17 protein-coding genes and 1 pseudogene are annotated in these 19,783 nt (G+C 57.8%); 6 read left to right on the top strand and 12 right to left on the bottom strand.

The window, feature by feature from the left end:
- Positions 1–102: 102 nt before the first annotated feature.
- From BN2694_RS03700 to kdpF, 5 genes are read right to left on the bottom strand one after another with little or no spacing between them, the layout of a single operon-like run.
- Complete coding sequence (locus BN2694_RS03700) at positions 103–921, bottom strand: universal stress protein (protein ID WP_135662716.1); 819 nt, start codon at positions 919–921, stop codon at positions 103–105.
- A complete protein-coding gene (kdpC, locus tag BN2694_RS03695; RefSeq protein ID WP_135662714.1) occupies positions 921–1,571 on the bottom strand; it encodes a potassium-transporting ATPase subunit KdpC in 651 nt (216 codons plus the stop codon). The genes BN2694_RS03700 and kdpC overlap by 1 nt, the downstream gene beginning before the upstream one ends.
- Complete coding sequence (kdpB, locus tag BN2694_RS03690; protein WP_135662712.1) at positions 1,571–3,733, bottom strand: potassium-transporting ATPase subunit KdpB; 2,163 nt, start codon at positions 3,731–3,733, stop codon at positions 1,571–1,573. The genes kdpC and kdpB overlap by 1 nt, the downstream gene beginning before the upstream one ends.
- 1 nt (position 3,734) lies before the next feature.
- Complete coding sequence (kdpA, locus tag BN2694_RS03685; protein WP_135662710.1) at positions 3,735–5,483, bottom strand: potassium-transporting ATPase subunit KdpA; 1,749 nt, start codon at positions 5,481–5,483, stop codon at positions 3,735–3,737.
- A 2-nt stretch (positions 5,484–5,485) separates the two neighbouring features.
- Positions 5,486–5,575, bottom strand: coding sequence for a potassium-transporting ATPase subunit KdpF (gene kdpF, locus BN2694_RS03680; protein WP_012289616.1), 90 nt, complete (start codon positions 5,573–5,575; stop codon positions 5,486–5,488).
- A 243-nt stretch (positions 5,576–5,818) separates the two neighbouring features.
- On the opposite strand from kdpF, the gene BN2694_RS03675 reads away from it, so the two are divergent.
- A complete protein-coding gene (locus tag BN2694_RS03675) occupies positions 5,819–6,523 on the top strand; it encodes a potassium channel family protein (RefSeq protein WP_135662708.1) in 705 nt (234 codons plus the stop codon).
- Positions 6,524–6,578: 55 nt separating this feature from the next.
- Here BN2694_RS03675 and BN2694_RS03670 read toward each other — a convergent pair whose 3' ends face one another.
- Positions 6,579–8,531 carry an archaea-specific SMC-related protein gene (locus BN2694_RS03670; RefSeq protein WP_135662706.1) on the bottom strand — a complete coding sequence of 651 codons (1,953 nt, stop codon included), beginning with the start codon at positions 8,529–8,531 and terminating at the stop codon, positions 6,579–6,581.
- Positions 8,532–8,591: 60 nt separating this feature from the next.
- The gene (gene rdfA / locus BN2694_RS03665; protein WP_135662704.1) at positions 8,592–9,194 is read right to left on the bottom strand and encodes a rod-determining factor RdfA; all 603 of its coding nucleotides are present in this window, start codon (positions 9,192–9,194) and stop codon (positions 8,592–8,594) included.
- A gap of 291 nt (positions 9,195–9,485) precedes the next feature.
- Here rdfA and BN2694_RS03660 point away from each other — a divergent pair, with 291 nt between their 5' ends.
- Positions 9,486–10,121 (top strand): IS6 family transposase, encoded by a 636-nt coding sequence (locus BN2694_RS03660; RefSeq protein WP_135662702.1) that lies wholly within the window; start codon positions 9,486–9,488, stop codon positions 10,119–10,121.
- Between the two features lie 885 nt (positions 10,122–11,006).
- On the opposite strand, the gene BN2694_RS03655 is transcribed toward BN2694_RS03660, so the two are convergent.
- From BN2694_RS03655 to BN2694_RS03645, 3 genes are all read right to left on the bottom strand, one after another.
- Complete coding sequence (locus BN2694_RS03655; RefSeq protein ID WP_280176663.1) at positions 11,007–12,329, bottom strand: DUF6498-containing protein; 1,323 nt, start codon at positions 12,327–12,329, stop codon at positions 11,007–11,009.
- 74 nt (positions 12,330–12,403) lie between these two features.
- Positions 12,404–12,568, bottom strand: coding sequence for a helix-turn-helix transcriptional regulator (locus tag BN2694_RS17355; RefSeq protein ID WP_244605417.1), 165 nt, complete (start codon positions 12,566–12,568; stop codon positions 12,404–12,406).
- Positions 12,569–12,764: 196 nt separating this feature from the next.
- Positions 12,765–13,628: an ABC transporter ATP-binding protein gene (locus BN2694_RS03645; protein WP_394346580.1), complete on the bottom strand. Its 864-nt coding sequence runs from the start codon at positions 13,626–13,628 to the stop codon at positions 12,765–12,767.
- A gap of 27 nt (positions 13,629–13,655) precedes the next feature.
- Between BN2694_RS03645 and BN2694_RS17565 the strand changes: the two genes are divergently transcribed.
- The 3 genes and pseudogenes from BN2694_RS17565 (at position 13,656) to BN2694_RS18115 (ending at position 15,122) form a co-directional block, all read left to right on the top strand.
- Positions 13,656–13,832, top strand: coding sequence for a hypothetical protein (locus BN2694_RS17565; RefSeq protein WP_244605349.1), 177 nt, complete (start codon positions 13,656–13,658; stop codon positions 13,830–13,832).
- A complete protein-coding gene (locus tag BN2694_RS03635) occupies positions 13,832–14,251 on the top strand; it encodes a DoxX family protein (RefSeq protein WP_135662698.1) in 420 nt (139 codons plus the stop codon). The genes BN2694_RS17565 and BN2694_RS03635 overlap by 1 nt, the downstream gene beginning before the upstream one ends.
- A 10-nt stretch (positions 14,252–14,261) precedes the next feature.
- Positions 14,262–15,122 (top strand): annotated as a pseudogene (locus BN2694_RS18115) (VOC family protein).
- Positions 15,123–15,546: 424 nt separating this feature from the next.
- Here BN2694_RS18115 and BN2694_RS03620 read toward each other — a convergent pair.
- Positions 15,547–16,851: a dicarboxylate/amino acid:cation symporter gene (locus tag BN2694_RS03620; protein WP_135662696.1), complete on the bottom strand. Its 1,305-nt coding sequence runs from the start codon at positions 16,849–16,851 to the stop codon at positions 15,547–15,549.
- Positions 16,852–17,309: 458 nt separating this feature from the next.
- Positions 17,310–18,665 (bottom strand): APC family permease, encoded by a 1,356-nt coding sequence (locus tag BN2694_RS03615; RefSeq protein WP_135662694.1) that lies wholly within the window; start codon positions 18,663–18,665, stop codon positions 17,310–17,312.
- 398 nt (positions 18,666–19,063) lie between these two features.
- Between BN2694_RS03615 and BN2694_RS03610 the strand changes: the two genes are divergently transcribed.
- On the top strand, positions 19,064–19,777 hold the full coding sequence (locus tag BN2694_RS03610) for a PAS domain-containing protein (RefSeq protein WP_135662692.1): 714 nt from the start codon (positions 19,064–19,066) through the stop codon (positions 19,775–19,777).
- The last annotated feature ends 6 nt before the right edge of the window (positions 19,778–19,783 follow it).

Here is a 19,783-nt window from a genome sequence, read left to right as displayed (position 1 = left end):
TTCTTCGTTCGTCGTTGCTCTCTCCGGCTGAATCTGTTCGAGACGAGGCGACTCACGCGTTGTTGACGTCGGATGCGTTGCGTGAGCCGATCACAGCGCGCCTCAGGACTCCGGGGGAACCTCCCCCTGCCACTTGTGCATCAGGAGCGAGCACTGGGATTCTGTGGCGATTTTGTCCGTTTTGCGGCCAAACAGTGTCTTCCGCAGCCACCACCCACGTGAGGTCCCGATAACCATGACGTCGTGATCGGCAGACAGCTCGCCGAGTGCGTTGACAGCGTTGCTCGCACTCACGAGTTCCGTCTCGGCTTGCACCCCGTATTCGGCGAGTTGCTCGACCGACCGGTCGAGGAGGGCGCGTCCCTCCTCTTCGGTTCCCTCGTCGCCCGCGACGTACGCGAAGGTTATCGAGGCGTCGGTTCGTTGGCTCATAATTGCGAGCATCTGGAGGCGATTCTCGTCTGGCTGGACGACCACCGGCACCAGTATCGAGTCGGTGTCTATCGGGTCCCGGTCGGCACTGAAGACGATGACGTCACAGCTTGCCTTCCGGAGGAGTTTATCGACGAGACTCGATACCGAGTCTTTGTCTGTCCACCCGATGAGGATAGCGTCCGCCTCGTACTCCTCGGCTTCCTCCAGGATGCCGTCCAGAGCTGAGGAGGCAGTCCGGATCGTCCCCGTACTCTCGATCCCTTCGTCGCGAAGGGTGTGCTGGCTTTCGGCGACGCTATCGGACCCCGTTCGCCAGTTTTCCTGGCTTCCGACGAAGCTCCGATCCGTCGTCACGTGCGTGAACCGAACCGCACCGCGCCTCGGGTCCACAAGAATGCTCGACAGCTCGGTGAGCATGTTCGGATCCGACTTGTCACCGACTGGAACGAGCACGCGCTCGTACCCTATTTCATTTTGTGCTGACATTAGTGGTCACCGTTCGCTATTTCGGGCGCGTTCATATCGTTGTTCTGGCCAGCCGCGTTCTGCTCGTCGAGCGCGTCTCGAACCATGAGGTTGAGTTCGAGCACGTTCACGCGTTCGTGCCCCCAGATACCGAGCCACGGCTCCTTTGTCGCCTCGTCGATCATCTCGCCTAGGCGCTGCTCGGAGATACCGGTCTGATTGGCAACTCGCAGCACCTGATACTCCGCCGCCGCGGGGGAGATGTGGGCGTCGTACGACGATCCCGATTCGGAGACGAGATTGACCGGCACGGAGTCGTCGGGGGTCTCGTACTGGGAGATGTTCTGGAGGTCCGTGCGGACCCGCTCACTCAAAAGCGGATTCGTCGGGCCCCAATTGGTGCTGGCAGACGTCATCGCGTTGTAGTCGTTCGCCGAGGGACGCGACCAGAAGTACTGGGCGTCCTCTGGCTGGCCAGGGCGGAACTGCTGGCCGATCATCTGTGAGCCGACCGGCTCTTCCTGTCCGTCGACGTAGACGGGACTCCCTGCCGTGTTGTTCGGGAACAGTACGTCGCCGATGGCCATCAGCGACCCCTGGTAGAGCAGCCCGATGACGAGCAAACTCACACCGAGGAGCCGCAGTGGCACCATGATGTCGTTACGGTTCATTATTGGAACGCCCCCAGGGCGACGAACAGCATGTCCATCGCCTTGATGAAGATGAACGGGGCGATCAGGCCACCGCCACCGTAGACGATGAGGTTCTTCCGGAGCAGTTGGGAACCGCTCTGGGCCTGGTACTCGACACCGCGTAGTGCGAGCGGGATGAGCAGCGGGATGATGAACGCGTTGTACACCAGCGTCGCCGTCACCGCACTCGCCGGCGTCGAGAGATTCAGGATGTCCATCGCTGCGAGTCCGGGAATCGCGGCCGCGAGGATCGCCGGAAGCAGCACGAAGTACTTCGCGACGTCGTTGGCGACGGAGAACGTCGTCAGCGACCCACGAGTCATCAGCAGCTGCTTGCCGATCCCGACCACCTCGATGATCTTCGAGGGGTTCGAATCGAGGTCGACCATGTTGCCGGCCTCCTTCGCGGCGTTGGTCCCTGCGTTCATCGCAAGTCCCACGTCGGCTTTCGCTAGTGCCGGGGCGTCGTTGGTCCCGTCACCGGTCATCCCGACGAGTTTCCCGTCTTCCTGGATGTCTTCGACGAGTTCGATCTTCTCCTCCGGGTCGAATTCCGCGTGGAACTCGTCGATGCCGACCTGGTCGGCAACCCAGCGTGCCGTCCGCTGATTGTCACCGGTCGCCATGATCGTCTCGACACCCATCTTCTGGATTTCGGCGATCCGATCGGAGATCCCTGGCTTCAGTTCGTCTTGTAGCTCGATGATGCCGACGACCTGCTTGTCGACGGCGATCGCGAGCGGCGTCCCACCGCTCTCACTGATTTCGTTCGACTTCTTTCGGAGTTTTCCCGGGACGTTGGTCGCGTACTCTTCGACTGCGTCGACCGCACCTTTTCTGATCTCCGTTCCGTCGGAGAGGTCGATTCCACTCATCCGGGTCTCGGCAGAGAACGGGACGAAGTTGCTCTCCGACAGCCCCTCGGCATCGAGAGCGGTGGACACCTCACGAGGTGCGTCGACGGAATCGCCAGGCTCGTCGACCTCCTCGGAGTCGGACTGCCCACCGTCTGTGGCCGGCTCCGATCCGTTCATTTTCTCGGCGAGCTTGACGATCGAACGACCCTCGGTCGTCTCGTCGAACAGCGACGACTGATAGCTCGCACGGACGACATCCGCGTCGTCCGCGTCACCCAGCGGGTGAAAGTCCTGTGCGACGCGCTCACCGGTCGTGATCGTCCCCGTCTTGTCGAGGATCAGCGCGTCGAGGTCACCGGCTGCCTCGACTGCTCGACCGGACTTCGCGATGACGTTGCGCCGGGTAACACGGGTCATCCCTGCGACGCGAATGGCCGCCAGCAGCGCACCGATGGTCGTCGGCATGAGCGCGACGAGTAGCGCAACCAGTTCGGCGACGTCCAGCCCAGCGAACCCGCTGGTGAAGCTAGCGAGGTACTCGCCGAAGAAGAACATCGTCGCGACAGCGACGACGAACACGAGCGTCAGTCCACTCAGGAGGATCGTCATCGCGATCTCGTTGGGCGTCTTCTGCCGCTGAGCGTCCTCGACGAGGCCGATCATCTGGTCGAGGAACGACTCGCCCTTTTCGGAGGTCACTTCGACCTTAATCCGGTCGGAGAGCACTTCGGTCCCACCGACGACGGACGTCCGATCACCACCGGACTGGCGGATGACCGGTTCGGATTCGCCCGTGATCGCGGATTCGTCGACCGACGCACTCCCTTCGACGACGGTCCCGTCGCGCGGGATGATGTCTCCTTCGTCGACGAAGACGACCTCATCCTGCTCGATCTTGTCGCTCGCGACGACCTCGTAGTCGTCTTCGCTGATGTCTTCGATGTCGACATCTTCATCGAGGAGCCGTTTGCCCTCAGTTTCCGTCTGCAACGCACGCAGACTGTCTGCCTGCGCTTCACCCTCCAGTTCCGCGTACGCCTCCGCATAGTTCGCGAAGATCACGGTGAAGCCGAGCAACGCCGTGATGACCGCATAGTACACGCGCGAGCCGGTCGCGCCGAACCATCCCGGTGCTATCGTCATCACCAAGCCGATTATCGTTCCGAGTTCGACGACGAACAGTACCGGGTTCTTGACCAGGTACCGCGGGTCGAGCTTGGCGAGCGAATCGCTGATCGCCTGCTTCTGTTGTTCCGTGTCTATCGTGACTGTGATCTCTGCCATGTCAGATACCTCCGCTCAGCAGTTCGCCGATCGGGCCGAACACCAGCGCCGGCAGGAACACCAGCGCGCTGACGATGATGATGACACCGATCAGAAGTCCGACGAACGCCGGCGTGTCAGTGTCAAGCGAGCCCTTGGACTCGGGGCTCAACTTCTTTTTGGCGAGGTAGCCGGCGATCGCGAGCTGTGCCGTGATCGGGACGTACCGGGCTAATAGTACCTGTAGCCCGTCGACGATATTGAAGAACAACGTCCCGTCACCGAGCCCCTCGAATCCACTTCCGTTGTTTGCCGATGCCGAGAAGAACTCATAGAGTACTTCCGAGAACCCGCGGAAGCCGGGGTTGTTCATCGAATCGATCGCGCCCTGGTACACGACGGCTACTGCCTGCGGTATCAGTACCAGTATCGGGAGTACAAGGATAGTGACGAAGACGTATCGCATCTCCTGCCACTCCAATTTCTTCCCGAGATACTGCGGGCGGCGGCCGATCATCAGTGCCCCGATGAAGGCAGTAAGGATGACGAACATCAGGATGTTCAACAGCCCCGTGCCGACACCGTTACTGACGTTGTTCGTGGCGAACGCGAACAGCAAAGAGAACGCACCGAGTGCAGTCCAGCTGTTGTGCATGCTGTTGACCCCGCCGTTGGTCGTTGAGGTGGTCGTCAACCCCCAGATCGCACTCCCGGTCGGTCCGAAGCGCGTCTCCTTACCCTCCATGTTACCGATCGTCTGATCGACGGTCAGGCCATTCTCAGTGACTACCATCCCGTGATTCGCGCCGGTCTCGCCGACGACGGCGACACCAGTGAGGGCCATGTAGATGATGAAGAACGCGGCTACGATTGCAACCCCGTGGCTCCGATTGCCGACCCACGCACCCCACGCGTAGATCGCGCTGAAGGTGCCGATCGGCATCGCTAGCGTCAGGACGAGGTTGCTCAGCGGCGTGGGATTCTCGAACGCCGTCGCGGCGTTCGCGCCGTTGATCCCACCACCGTTGGTCCCGAACATCTTGATCGCCTCGATGCCTGCGTGGGGACCGATGCGGATGTTCTGGATGCCCATCGTGAACGTCTCGACGGTGAGCTTCCCGCTGAGGATCGTCTGCACCGAGCCCTCGGCCATCAGGATGACGGCGATGAGGAAGGCAATCGGGAGCAGGAATCGAACCAGCCCTCTGACGACGTTCTCATAGAAGTTCCCGAGGCGTGGGTCCTCTTTGTTGGTGAACCCACGGGCGAACGCGGGCATGAGCGCGAGCCCGGTCGCGGGTGTCAAGAACATCGCGATCCCGATACCGAACGTGTGGGTGAACACCGATAGGTTCTCTCCGCTGTAGTGCTGCTGGTTCGTGTTCGAGGTGAACGAGCTCGCGGTGTGGAACGCGAGGTCCCAACTCTCACCAGCCACGTTCACGAAGTTCATCGGGAGGACGTTCTGGAACATCAGAACGACGTACAACAACACCCAGATGAACGCGTTGAAGACCAGTACGGCCTTCACGTACCCCTTCCAGGTCATCTCCCGTCTCGGGTTGATTCCGGACAGGCGATATATCCCATTCTCAATGGGGGTGAATATCGCGTCTAATCGCTCGAACCACGAGAAGTAACTCGGTGGTCGATGGTCACTGTTCGCCTGATCGCGGTACACCCACGCGAGGTACTCGCCAACGACGAATACCAGGATCGCCGCCAAGATGAAGAACACCGCGTACTCGACGACCGGTGGTGGACTCGCCATTGTTAGAACCTCGTTGGGTACATCATGACGTACGTCAGGTACGCCACGACCGCTACAGTCACCACTGCCAGTACCGCTTCGCCGATTAGCATGTGCAACTGACCCGGATGCTGGTTCCTTATTTATATTTGTCGGAGCAGAATCGAGATTTTACAACAAATTCAACGTAAATCATTGGGACGGCATACCGACCTCATCCAAGCCCAAATCGACACTTTGGTTAAAATTAGAGTGCAGTGAGCCTCGATTTTCCCCGCTCCCGATGGGGATACTCTCTACCCCGAGTGTTCATCTACCGGTGTTTTATATTACCCCACCGTGAAGTCGCTATCACTATGACGACGGTAATCGTTGGTGCCGGCAGGATAGGTTCAAGTGTAATCGAACTAGCGACTGATGCTGACATCAGCGTCACTGTAATCGAACGGGAGCACAAGCGAACTCACGACATCGAAACGGACGCGAATTGTCGCGTCATTCATGACGACGCCACCAAACGCGAAACGCTCCACGAAGCTGAGGTGGGCAACGCTGATGCAATCATCGCAACCACCGAGCAGGACACCACGAACCTGATGGTGCTGATGTTGGCCCGTGAGTTGGGTTGTGAAACACTTGTCAGTGTCGTCCACGACGAGGAAAATATTCCACTGTTTCGACGGCTGGGGGCCACTATCATCGAAAACCCGCAGCGATTGATCGCAGAATATCTATTTCGGGGTACCCATGATCCGGGCATTCAAGGCTTCATGCACGTTGGCGATAGAGAAGGTGGGGCGGAAGTGTTTGAGCTTTCGGTTGCAGATGGAGCTCCAATCATCGAGAAGACGCTTGAAGAGGCAGACGTGGCAGGGTTTCTTCCTCCGAGTATGGTTATCGTCGCGGTCGAACGCGACGGGGAAATAATCATTCCACGGGGCAACACACAAATAGAGGAAGACGACCTCGTCACCGTGTTTTCCAAGGAGGGGATCACTAACGAGGTGATTGAGCCGTTCAAACCTGAAGCGGAACGGTCCCCTAATACCGATGCAGAGTAAGCTCTTGGATATTTACAGTAGATTCGTTGTAAACTATACCAGAGGATCGAATCGATCACTCCTCCGAGGCGAAATTCGCGGAGACAACAGCGGCCTGGTCGTCACCGAGGGCGTCTGCGTCCTCGGGAAGGAGAGCTACAACCAAATAGGTCGCATAATCTGCGAAGTAATCAACCAGCGCAGCAATCCGCTCGGCGTCGATTGCCTCCAATGAATCCAACAACATCATCGGAACGATCTCGTGGACATCATGCACGAGATAGCCAGCTAACGCGACTACCAGTCCCACTACTTCCCGTTCACTCTCACTGAGGCTCTGGACAGTATCTTCGTATCCGTGTCCTTCATCAGTTTCTCGCACAACATGTAACTCAAACTTGGTCGCAGATCCCCCTCGATATCCCCCGTGGCTCGAATTGAATTCTGCTCCCTCTTTCCGTTCTATCCAGACACGGGCAATGTTCTTGTAGCGAAGTACATCCAGGATCTCTTCCATGTGGTCATTGAATGCGGTGATTGCGCTCTCCTCGAGATCCCGAATTTGGGTTCGTTGACTCGCTAATTCCTCTTGAACCTCATCCTGCTGTGCCTGTAGTTGGTCACGTTCGTTTTCAAGTCGGTCCAACTCCGCAAGCTCTTCTCGAACAGAAGATAACTCCTCCTCGAGTTGTCCCCGCCGGTATTCGAGTTCACTAAGCTGCTGGTACTGCTCGGTGAGTTCGCTCTCTTGGAGAGCTTCTCGTTCCGAGACGAATTCTTCGAGTTCAGAGAGTCGTTGGTGGACGTCTTCGCGTTCTTCTCTCAGTGAGTCGAGGGCCTGATCTCGCTGTGCAATTTCCGATGAAATCTCGTCAAGACGCTGCTCGATTTCATCCCGTCGGTCGATCACCTCCTGTAACTCTTGCTGTGATTCACGCAGTTTCTCGATCTCTGTTTGCACCTCGGTCCGTTCTGTCCGTTTCTCATCAACTAGATCGCGGAGTTCGTCCAATCGACCAGCAATCTGATTTCGTTCGACTTGCGTCCCGCATGTCCAACATTCGACGGTCTCCGACATTGGGTTGAGTTTCGAGACCGGTGACTCTGCTGCTTCTCCAGAACGAAGAAGGTCTGAATCAGCGTTCGAAACCAGATCTTCGTTGAAATCGACAATGGCAGAGAGGTCATTAATTGTCGTTGCAAGCGAACGCTCACGAGAGGTGAGTTCAGACAGCCTCGTTTCGATCCGCTTCAGTTCTTCCTCTGAGGTTTCAATGGACTCTCGTTCTGTTTGGAGCTCACTTTGCTCGTCTCGCAGGGCCTCGCGTGTGTCTTCCTGGGTTCGAATTCGATTTGTGATCGATTCGAGCTCCTGCTTTCGTTCTTCCAATGACGTCAGTGCCTCTTCGACTTTCTCTGCTTCTTCCGGGTCGGCGTCAAACTGTTCGAGTTGGTTGCGTAACTCATCGATCTCTTGGTCACACTCTTCTAGCTCACCCTCCAACGTGGTTTTTCGGCTTGTGACCGTCGTGCGTTGTTCGAGGTCGCTTTCAATCGCTCTGATCCGCTGTCCGATTCGGTTCCGCTCACTCTGGAGCTCCTCGATGCGGCGCTGGATTGAATCAGTGTCGACAGACCGCATAATCACGTCTCGTAAGTTTCCGTCCTGAACGATTGCCCGGCGGGCAGGGTTCTCCGCAGTCAAACAAACGAACAGATCGACCAAATCACTTCGCTCTGTGACGGGCTGGCCAGCAGTTTGTACTGTCCCATCCTTGCGTGTATACTGCTGGTTGTACGTGGTCCCATTGAACTCGAGTCGGACCTCCCCCTCTTGTTCGTCCCCCTTGAGTGTGGGAGCAGTGCCTCCAAGCACACCAGCGAGGCCGTTGAGGAGTGACGTTCTACCTGTGGCGTTCCGCCCTCGTAAGACGGTTACTCCAGATTCAAACGTCACGTCACACTGCGAGATACCGCCGATATTCTCGGCGTATACAGAAATACGCCCTTCCGTGTTATGTTGGCTCATAGCTTCCCTTTCTCGACAGCGGTAGATAAGCGCCACGGCATTCGTCTCCGTCCCGCTGGTTCATTTTGGATCGGTCTGACAGTTGCATCCCCCCTGTTCGAGGTAATCTTCGATCCGATGTGTTCGTCCGCAAGCGGAACACCCTACCCGAACTGACAGGGTGACCTCGGTCGGGGTATCCGCCACGTTCCCTGCGTTTCGAAGACGTTTGAGGGTCTGCTCGATCACCCCTTCTGACCGCGCTTGAGCCCATTCAATGGTTTTTTGAGCATCATCAACATCGACCGTTGATTTTCGCCCGGTATCGATTGCTTTGCAGTCGTGGAGATGGTTCCGAACCGTCTGATGAGAGACGAAGTCGCGCTCAACTGCCTCGATATCGATTCCGTTTCTGTCGAGTTTCGATCGCAGTTCCACCTGACGACTTCGACTAACATCATTCCCCCTCAGGACCTTATAGATACTATCTGCATCACCGACCACTTCTCGCGTCCCGGTATTGAGAGATTCCGAGAGAATCTGTTTGTTCAAATATGTGGCCAGGTCTCGAAGGCTATCGCCCTGCTCCCGTCGCTTAATCAGCTTCGCGTCTATCTCTGAAATGTTGTAATCGTCAGCAACGCGGGCGATTTTACAACAAGGTTGGGCCTCTTCAGACTTCATTGATACACGCAAGACCCCGCTAACTAACGAGTGTAACGGTTCTTAGCGGTGTTCCGGTCGAGATCAATCAGAAAGGCACACTTCTCTATATTGCAGCAGGATGGTTCAGTTTAAACTACTCTTCCTGGTTTCGTCGGTACATGTCGAATCTCAGCTTTTAGCGGGGTTTCATTGGTATCTCTAACAGGACCAGCATGCGCCCAATGGAGAGACTCAGACCCGTTACTGCCTTCCATTGGGCAGTGTTTAGTTAAACGTGAACAGTGAGGCGTGGTAATTTTCGAATGTTTCATGGCCAGAATCACCCGCCTCAGCGGTAGTATCGACCAGATCGACGTAGACTTTGTGGAGCGCGAAGCGACATCGCGATTGCTGATGAAACTCAGTATTCACCTGCATCTTGCTGGACTATCGCTTTCGAATACTGTTCCGGAACTTGAGAAGTCTGGTGTCCAACGCTCGCGGAAAGCAATCCACGATTGGGTACAAAAAGCCGATCTACAGCCAGTCGGCGGCAAAGCCCCGAATCAGATCGCACTCGACGAAACAGTGATTCGAATCAACGATCAGCAGTATTGGCTGTACGCCGCAGCAAATCCAGAAACGAACGAATTACTGCATATTCGGCTGTATTCGACGACTACGACTGCGTTAACTCAACTGTTCCTGCAGGAACTCCGCGAGAAACACGATGTCGAAAACGCTGTGTTTCTCGTCGATGGGGCTCGACATCTCCAAACTGCGCTGCAACGAGCAGGGCTCCGATTTCAGGTTGAACGCAGCGGAAATCGGAACAGCATCGAACGTGTCTTTCGTGAGGTAAAACGCCGCACCTCTTCGTTTTCAAACTGTTTCAGTCACGCTGAACTGGAAATAGCCGAAAAGTGGCTCCAGAGTTTCGCAACATGGTGGAACTCGCTAAACTAAACACGACCCTTTGTCCCGACGCCATTAATAAGTGATAGAGACAATCGAAGAACCTGGTAACACTCCTGTCATCCGCTCCTTTGTCCAGGGTCGCGAAGGAGTGACCTTATGCAGGAAAGGAATGTCATGGCAATCAATATTCGGCGCACGCATCGATACCCAGGGGACTTCGGGTGGTGGTATCTACTGTGGCCGCCAGAATGGGTTGATGGGTTGGGAGTTGGCATCGTTGTCACCTAGTGTTGTTCCTGTCCACAAGCACTTATCCGCGTCTGAATACCCGGCCGAGCAGCGAGAGTCGCACGAGGCATATCAACGCCAACAAAAGCAGTCTCAGCAACTGGAGCAGCGCACCCGTCGACTCCTCGGAGAAGCGACTGGTCCGTTCGACACCTTCGACGATATCGCGCCCGAAAGCAGCTGACTCGCTTCGCCAGCAGAACGGAAAAACAGGGGGACGGTTGGGGTGGAACGCGACGACCGGTAGACAAGCCGGGGTCAGATATTTGTACCCCGCCTCTGACCTGGGCGGGCACGGACGGCTACGTGGTGATGAATCATCAGGCAGTGGCCAGCGTTTCCAGACGGGAAACAGTCAGGACAGCTGTGTCAGGATCCCTCCGGAAACGTCCTTCGAGAGATGGGAACAACAGTGTCTCTTGCACTAGTGCGTGTTCTGTTCGTGGTCGCTTGCGGCGTGCTCGCTCATTTCTGAGAGCGTATCGAACCGTCGGGGACAGTTGGAACATTTCAGGAGCGCCATTGTGACACCTCCGCGTGTCACAGTAGCGGATACACAAGTATATACCTGACAGAAGGTCAAACGAGCGTTTGAACCGCATTCGCCGACTGATGGGATGGGTCCAGAGAACGGCACAACATCCCTCAATCACGCGCGCTGTCGTCGAGATGCCACGAGAGTCCAAGCGCCTCTGTGATCGACCGCGGAGCATCGAGGTGGGGAACAGTCATCGCAACACTCTCGTTGGCAGTATCGTCGGTATCGACGCTGTCGGGGACCGGGACGAACAGCTCCACCGTCGTATCCGCGTCCGAATAGACGTCGAATTCGATCGTTTCGGTGCCGAGCAGGCGATCGAGCAGTCCCTCCGAGAGAGCAATCTCGGTGACGGCGTAATTCTCTACTTTTGCCTGTGGTTCGTCGAGAAGCCGGTCGTATGCCACCAGAACGTCGCCGTAGCACTGGTATTCGAGCGTGCCGTACCGGACGTAGCGCGTGATCGCTCGCAGTGCAACGAAGAATCCACCCAGGCCGAGGCCGAAAAAGACGATCCCGAGACTGGACGCGAGTACACCAAAACCGACGATCAGAACAGTGACGAAACCGATCGCGCCCGCCAGATAGGCGAGTCCGTGAAGCAGGGCGTCACCGATCGTCGCTGTCTGACCCATCGACGTTCGGAGCTTCGGCTCCCCGTCCGGCGTCTCGACGGGTTCGGGTTCGATCTCGGTCCGTTTGCTCCCGTAGAGTAGTGAGAATATGCTCCGGCGGTCGTCGTCGCGCGCTAATCGGCTGGCCCGGACGTCGTAGGCGAGTTTCCCGATCGCGAGACCGAGCACCGATCGCTCGGGATCGAGGAACGCCGTCGTCCCGACGGTCGATTCGAGGCCGAGAAAGGCCATGAACAGAAGGCCGACGATACAGAGATACTTGAAGGGAACGAGAAGCAAAGAACGTGGAGAGTGCTCGCGATACCCACCCCCACGGAAGTACTCGCGATAGGTCTCAATCTCGCGGGTGAGAAAGACCGCAGCCCCGCCGAGGAGGAACGCAGCTGCATCAGCCTCGGTGACTGTCGGTCGCGTCAGGGCAAACGGGACAAACGCCAGCCCCACGACCATGGGCGTGAGGACGACTGCGAAGACAAGCGTCGGGACGTTTCGCGGGTACACTGACAGGAGCGGCCCTGGCAACCCGATAGACCCACGTTTCTGCTGGAGTGGGCCCAACAGTTTGAAGTGGTTGTCGATGGCGTTGTTGGGTCGCTTGTGGGCGAAGGGGATCTTGACCACGGTCCAGACGCAGATGGCAGCCAGTTCGGCCTGGTAGATCAACAACAGAGCCGCCGGCGACCACCCGAAGAAGAGGATGCCCGTGATCGGGACGAGGTTGCCCACGAGGACGGGAAGATCACGGAGCCATGCGGGAGTAGGTAATGAATCGAAGGTGATGGACGAGGAATGCACGTATCGGGGTCACGGTCGCGAATCTATTTCGATTTATCGGTCGTGCGTATCGACGGAGGTCGAACGCCCGATACTCACGGGTCGATCTCGACGGGATCGAAGATATCCTCGATGGCGCACTCGAAGTGCTCCGCCAGGGCAAAGGCGAGTTCCAGTGACGGATCGTATCGGTTGCGTTCGATCGCGGTGCCGATGTCGCTCGTGATCGAGTACGTCTGGGCGAGGAAGAACGCACCCATCACGCCAACCACTGCAGTAAATGCGAACCAGAGATCCTGATGTCTGACCCAGCGATACCCCCGCAGCAGGTCGATCCGGGCGACCTCCAAGCTCCGGGATGGGGCTGGCGAGAGTGAGTCTAGCCTGCCTGACGCCGAGCGGCCGCCGCGGTCACTCGACGCACTCGTCGAAGATCGTGACAGGAGGGGCGACTCTTTAGCCATCCGTCCTGCCTCCGTCGGTGGGTGCCGGATTGGACGATAACAGTTGGTCGGCAGGTGATCCATCCTGCTCATCGGTGACTTCGAGGAAAGCCGTTTCGAGATCGGGCGACGCCTCGGACCGCTGCTTCAATTCTATGGGCGGAGCCTCGGCGACGAGAGTCCCGTCGTCGATGACGCCAACGGTGTCGGCCAACTCCTCGACGACCGGCAAAATGTGCGTCGAGAGGAAGACAGTCATTTTTCGGGTGACAAGATCGCCGATCGTGTCCCGCACAGTGCGAGCAGCGCGCGGATCGAGACCGCGCGTGGGTTCGTCGAGAAAGACCACCTCCGGGTCGTGAATCAGCGCCGCGATGATACCGACCTTCTTGGTCATTCCCGTCGAGTAGGTCTCGATACGCCTGTCGGCGTCGCCGAGAAGGTCGAAGCGCTTGAGGAGTTTCTCGATGCGTTCATCGGCCCGATCGTCGGCCATCCCCTGCAGGCGGGTGACGTGACGCAGGTGCTCCCAGGCGGTGAGTTCGTCGAAAACTGGCGGATCAGCCGGAAGATACCCGATTTTCCCCTTAGATAGCCTCCCCTGTCGGTCACTCCTTCCTTTGCACTGAGCGAATCGATAGAGAAGGACGGCCATGAGAACCATTGTATAACTCCCTAAAGTATACCTCCTATTTTGCTCGGTCAGGTGGAGTGCTGACTGTGACACGGTGGAGAAGATAGTTGTATGATAAATCTGAAGGTTTGAGCGTGTCAGAACAGTCCTCCAAAAGCTCGACCGGCCATCACCCCCGGCGGCGGGACGCTCGCGTACGACGTCGGCAAGGGTGCGGTTCGAACGCTGACCGAGTCGCTCGATGTCGAACTCGATGCCCGCGTCAACGCCGTGGCTCCGTTCCTCATCGACGTGCCGGGGAACCGCGAAGCGATGTCTGAGGCCGACTTCTCCGAGTGGACGGCACCGGAGGCCGTCGTCGACGAAGTTGTTCACCTGCTCACGAACGCAGGCGTCACGGGCCAGATCGTCCAGCTGATCGGTGGACAGCCGGAGGTCGAGGACTGATGGCACTGGAGACTGCAGCTGGTGGGCTCGCCTTTCTGGTGGGTCGCGTCGTCTTCGGCGTCCTACTCGGGTTCATGGGCCTGAGTCATTTCACGGGACTCGACGGAATGAGCGGCTACGCCGAAGCCAAGGGCGTTCCCGCCCCGCAGTTCGCCGTCATCTTGTCCGGCTTCATGCTCATCGCGGGCGGACTTGCTATCGCGCTTGGGGTCTATCCACTGGTCGGAGCAGCGGTTATCGCGCTGTTCTTTCTTGGAGTGACGCCGGTCATGCACGACTTCTGGACGGTCGAGGACCCCGAACAGCGACAGGCCGAAATGACCGACTTCCTGAAAAACGCCACGTTCTTTAGCGCTGCGCTCGTCTTCATCGCGATTAGTGGCACCGCCTGGCCGTACGCGCTCAACATCGGGATCTGAGATGTCTCCCATGACCACACAAACAGATCCAGACGAACTCCCCCAAGAAGCACACATTGGACGGACCGCACTCCGGGTCAACGACCTCGACGAGCTGACCGGGTTCTACCGGGATGTCGTTGGCCTCAACGAACTTCGGCGATCCGACACCAGGTCCGAACTAGGTGTCGAGAACACGCCGCTCCTCGTCTTGGAGAGTGATGCAGATGCACTCGGACGACACCGATCGGGAGCGGGCCTCTTTCACAACGCGTTCAGAGTCCCCTCGCGTGCGGCATTAGGCGACGCGTTAGCCCGCATTCGGGAGCACTGGCAGCTCGGCGGCGCGTCTGACCACGGCGTCAGTGAGGCGCTGTACCTGACCGACCCGGAGGGCAACGGCATCTAGATCTACCGCGATTAGCCTCGTGAGGACTGGCCACGCGCCGACAACGGGCGCATCCGTATGGGCACGTATCCCCTCGATCTCGGCCCGTTGGAAGCCGCTGCCACAGGCGTGTCAGGTCTGCCCCCCGAAACGGACGTGGGCCACGTTCACCTCGAAGTGTCCTCGCTGGAGGCGTTCCGTGACTTCTATGTGGACACCCTCGGGTTCGAGGTCCAAACAGAAGTGCCAGCCGCACTCTTCGTCGGTGCTGGCGGCTACCATCACCATCTCGGAGCGAACACGTGGAACCACAGAACGGGATCGGTCAGCGGACGTGGATTGTCGTGGTTCGAGGTGCTCCTCCCAGACGACGAATCACTCGAGGCAGTTCGATCGCGACTACGGGGCCGTGAGATTCCAGTCACCGATACGGATGCTGGTATTGTCGTCCACGATCCCGACGAGATCGAAGTTCGAATTCGGAACGACCTGTCGTCTCTGTAGTCTCTGCGGAGACGGGTCCGAGGACAACACACTCGTTTACTTCACACCATCCCAGTTGAGGAGATCGAAACAGCCGTCTTCGACACCGACCAGACGCGGCTGCACAAGGTCCACCTGTTCAACTGTCCCGAGTCGGATTGATCGACAGGTCGATGCAGTACTGACAGTCACTCTCGTCGACGGCGAGGCTCAGGAGATCCCTACGAGGTAGATGAAACTGAAAGCCGTTCGGAGCGGGCCCAGCGTCGGTTCGATAGCCTATCACAGCCGCCGCCCGCGGATGACAACGACTCGGATTCGACCTGATATGCCCCTCCGTTGAACGTAGTAGTGGAGGCGCCGAGATGTCCTCCTGAATACGACTAGGCAGACGAGGGGAAGACGTCTATGATAGCAACTCGGTAGATACGGAACGTCGATCTCCCTAATCGTCACCTGGAACGACGTTGGCGACGCCGCCGAGGTCCTTTGACCAGACCCCGTCGTCGAGATCAAGACCGTCGTTCCACTTTCCGATGACCGTCGAAACGGCAAGGTCACCAGTCACGTTGTTCATCGTCGCGATCCGTCCGAGAATCGGATCGACACCGGCGACGAATCCGACGACTTCCAGCGGGAGTCCAACCTGTGTGAGGATTACGGTAAGCATGACGATTCCAGCGCCTGGAACGCCCGCGGTCCCGATACTAATGAGGACAGCGACGAGCAAGACGAAGACTTGTTCCGTCAGTGCGAGTGGCTGTCCGACGACGTTCGCGGCGAACATGACGGTAATCGCTTGCCGGATCGCAGCGCCGTCCATGTTCGCCGTCGCACCGACTGGGAGCGTGAACGAATAGATTCGCTCGGCAATTCGGAGATCTTCTTCCGCGTTGCGCATCGTGACAGGCAGCGTGCCGGTCGAAGACCGCGTCGCGAACGCCGTCACCATCGCATCTTTGGCCCCGCTGAGAAACGCAATCGGGGACACGTCGACGACCAAGCCCATGAGGACGATGAGGTAGGTGAACACGATGTGAACGACGATTGCGATAGCGATTGCCAGCACGAGTTCACCCAGCGAGGTAAACACGCCGATGCCCTCAGTTCCGATTCCAGACGCCATCAACGCAAAGATACCGAGCACACCGAATTCAAGGACACCGCGAACGATCACGAACATCGCCTCAGCCCCGACCTCGAACGCTTCGAACACCGAATCAACCGCATCCGCGTACTGCTCTTGCTGTGAGCGGACGTAGGTCAGTGCGATACCGAAGACGATGACGAAGAAGACTGTCGCGAGCAAGTTCCCTTCTGCAAGCGCTGCGACGGGATTATTCGGGACGATTCCGAGAATGACATCCATCAACGACGGTGGTGCCTGCGATTGGGGCTCGCCACTGACGAACTCAACTCCTTTGCCGGGTTGCAGAACGTTCGCAACGAGAAGACCGATAATCCCTGCAAATGTCGTCGTCACGGCGTAGAGGCCAACCGTTGCACCACCGATTCGTCCAAGCTTCGCTGGCGAAAGCTGTCGTATCCCGGTGAGAAGCGTAAAGACGATGATCGGGATGACCAACATATTGAGCAGCCGAAGAAATAGATCACCCACCGGCTGTACAACAGCCATCTGATCACCGAATGCGATGCCAGCGGCAGACCCCAGCAAGAAGGCGACGAAGATCCGCCAGATGAGTGAAATCGATCGATACTGACGCCACAAGCGACTCGTGATTGCTGCCATATTCTACAGAACCGGTCGGACTACTATAGCCCCACCGCCCCGCCAGTATGTGCGTGTATCTCCGATACGCTATACTCCGCCCAAATGCAAATTTATCGCGAGTTACTTGGCGTATAGTAATCTATACTGTGGATAAGTTGGATACGTGATTCCGATTCCTGGGTAATGTCTTCGTTTTCAAATCACCGACTATATCTCGGGGCATAGTTACCGGCAACATAAACTGGTTTTCGAGTCGCGTATGGCTACGTTTGGCATTTCGAAAATTGCGGTAGGGTACAGCGCTCTGGTAGTGTTCAGATACGGAATTGAATCGGGTTGGATTGTTCTGAACGCCCTCGACAGTTTCGGTCCCGCGACTCGCAGTGTGCTTCGGGCACTGCGCGCCCTGCAGGGCTTGCGTCGGCAGAGTGAAGACACGTGAGATACATCAACAAGGCCTCGAGAGGGACCAACATTCACGTTGTGTGGTCGACAGTCGGCTCGTCACCGAGCGTGTACTGGAGTGCATAGCCCGCGAGCAACGCGACGACAGCGAGGAGCGTCGCGCCTGGATAATCGACCGATAGCCCAACGGCGAGAAGCGCGAGAAATCCGAACGCGACAGCGGCAGTCACGAGGCCACCGGGCGCACGAAATGGCGCCGAGAGGTCATCGCGGTACACGCGTAGGCCCACGAAGGACGCGATGTTGATGGCGTAAGGGAGAACTGTCCCAACGAGCGCTGCAAGGACGATCCCCCCGATGACCTGTTTGCCGACGACGACGGCGGCGGCAGCGACGGCAACGCTACAGAGTGCGACGTACGGAGCGTTCGTCTGGTCGCTAGTGGCGGCAAACGCACTCGGGAAGAGGTTGCGTTCGGCGAGGGCTGCGAGGACGCGGGAGGCACTGGTCATTCCGACAAGCATCGTGGTAAAGATAGCGACGAGTGCGGCGACGGGGAGCAAGTAGTTCGCGAACAACGGAAGGCCAGCGTCGACGACGACGGCTGAGAGAGGCGCGACCATCACGAGGTTGTCGCGCTGGAACGTGCTCGAATCGACCGTGAGATGGAGCGCGAGGACGATGACGGTGTAGAAGGCCGTCGTCAGTAAGAGGCTGCCGACGATGGCGCGCGGAATCGTCCAGTGCGGGTTCTTCACTTCCCCGGCGGCAGCCGGGACGACCGTCCACGCGCCGTAGCCAGTGATGGCGACGCCGACGGCGGCGAAAAACTGTGTCGCGCGTCCCGTAACGAATGGGGTAGCGTTTGACGGATCGCCGTTCGCGAGGCCGAGACCGGCGACGACGGTGAGAACGGCGAGGATGAACGCCGTGAGGATGAGGTTCGTGCGTTTGGTGACATCGATGCCGGCGAGCGTGATGGCGAGGCTCACAAGAATTGCGAACAGTCCGAATGCGACCGTGTGGCTCCGGACCCCCGCAAGTTCGGGAATCGCGCCGAGATAGTTCGCGACGTACCACGCCGAGACGGCGACGCCGAACGCCCAACCTAGCGCGTAGGACGTCCCCTCCATGTACGAGGCGAATCTACGGACTGATGGGTTTGCACCGAGTGTCTTAGCAGGAAATACGGCCGGCCCGCCTGACTCGGGAAAGACCGTCGCGAGTTCGGTGTAGCAAAGCGCGATACTAATCATCCCGAGCCCTGCGAACAACCACGCAAAAATCGCTGCAGGACCGATCCATTGGCCAGTGAACGCAGGAAAGAAGAATATCGACGAGCCCATCATGCCGCCGACACTCAACAAGAGGAGATCGCGCAACCCGACCGTCCGAGGGGGACTGTCGTCTCTAGTAGTAGCGGTCACATTTACTTATCAGCGGATTTTTTCGTTAACTGTTGTGATTTAGCGGAGCACATTCGTTTCGAATCAGAGAAGAGTTCGAATGAACTCTTCGAGACTCCCCTGACTGAGTTCCCGTCAGATTCGTCTACAAGATTCCGTCCATACCAGTGCCTGTAACTAGTTACCGTAACATCGCATCGACGTATTCCCTTGCCGCCCCCTCGTACCGTTTCGAGTTCTTGTCGTGCCTGGTACGGTACATTTGGTTCCTACCGACCATACGGACAATGCTGACGTTGCAGCGATGATCGATACCGCAGCTAACCACTGGAATCTACTTGCCTAGCCGAACCAAGAAATGCGGATTTAAGTCCAAGACGGTGAAGTTCGAGCGCAGTTAGTTCCAAATAGAACTCGCAATGCCGCAGAGTCTCCCCGAATATGAAACGATTTTCAACGCCGCAGAGGATGCAATCTTCCTGTGTGATGTTACCGAAACTAGTTCGGGATACGAGTTCGAATTCCGTCGGGTAAACCCCTCACTCGAAGCTATCAGTGGGCTTTCGTTCGAGGACTGCCGCGGCGCATCTCCTCGTGAAGTTCTAGGCGACGAACAGGGTGCCGAGGTGACAGCAAACCTGCGCAAGTGTGTCGACCTGCGAGAGATGATCTCCTACGAGGAGGTGCTAGAAATGCCTGCGGGGACGATCCATTGGCAAACGAAGCTCTCCCCCGTGATCAGAGACAAAGAAGTCGTTCAGATTGTTGGTATCGCACGCGACATCACGGAGCAGAAGGCACGAGAAGAGGCGCTCCGCAGGGCGAGAAAACGACTCGATTTGGCTCTTGAAGCGACCGAGACGGGCGTCTGGGAATGGAACATGGAGACTGACGAGGTGGTGTGGAACGACGCCCTAGAGCGGCTGGTCGGTATCGAGCCGCGGACCTTCGAGGGAACCTACGAGGCGCACGCCGAGTATCTTCATCCGAACGCGGTTTCCAGGGCCGAACGCGCGTTAGCAGACGCTCTGGAAGCGGACGAGACCTTCGAAGCCGAGTTCCGAATGATCCGGGACGACGGCGACACGATATGGGTGCTCAGCGGTAGTGTTCAGATAAGGATTGAAGGATGAGGCGTG

Origin of the sequence: Halorhabdus rudnickae, assembly GCF_900880625.1 — an archaeon.
Taxonomy (GTDB): domain Archaea; phylum Halobacteriota; class Halobacteria; order Halobacteriales; family Haloarculaceae; genus Halorhabdus; species Halorhabdus rudnickae.
Note: the sequence above shows the minus strand (reverse complement) of the source record. Positions and strands in the feature narration are given on the sequence as shown.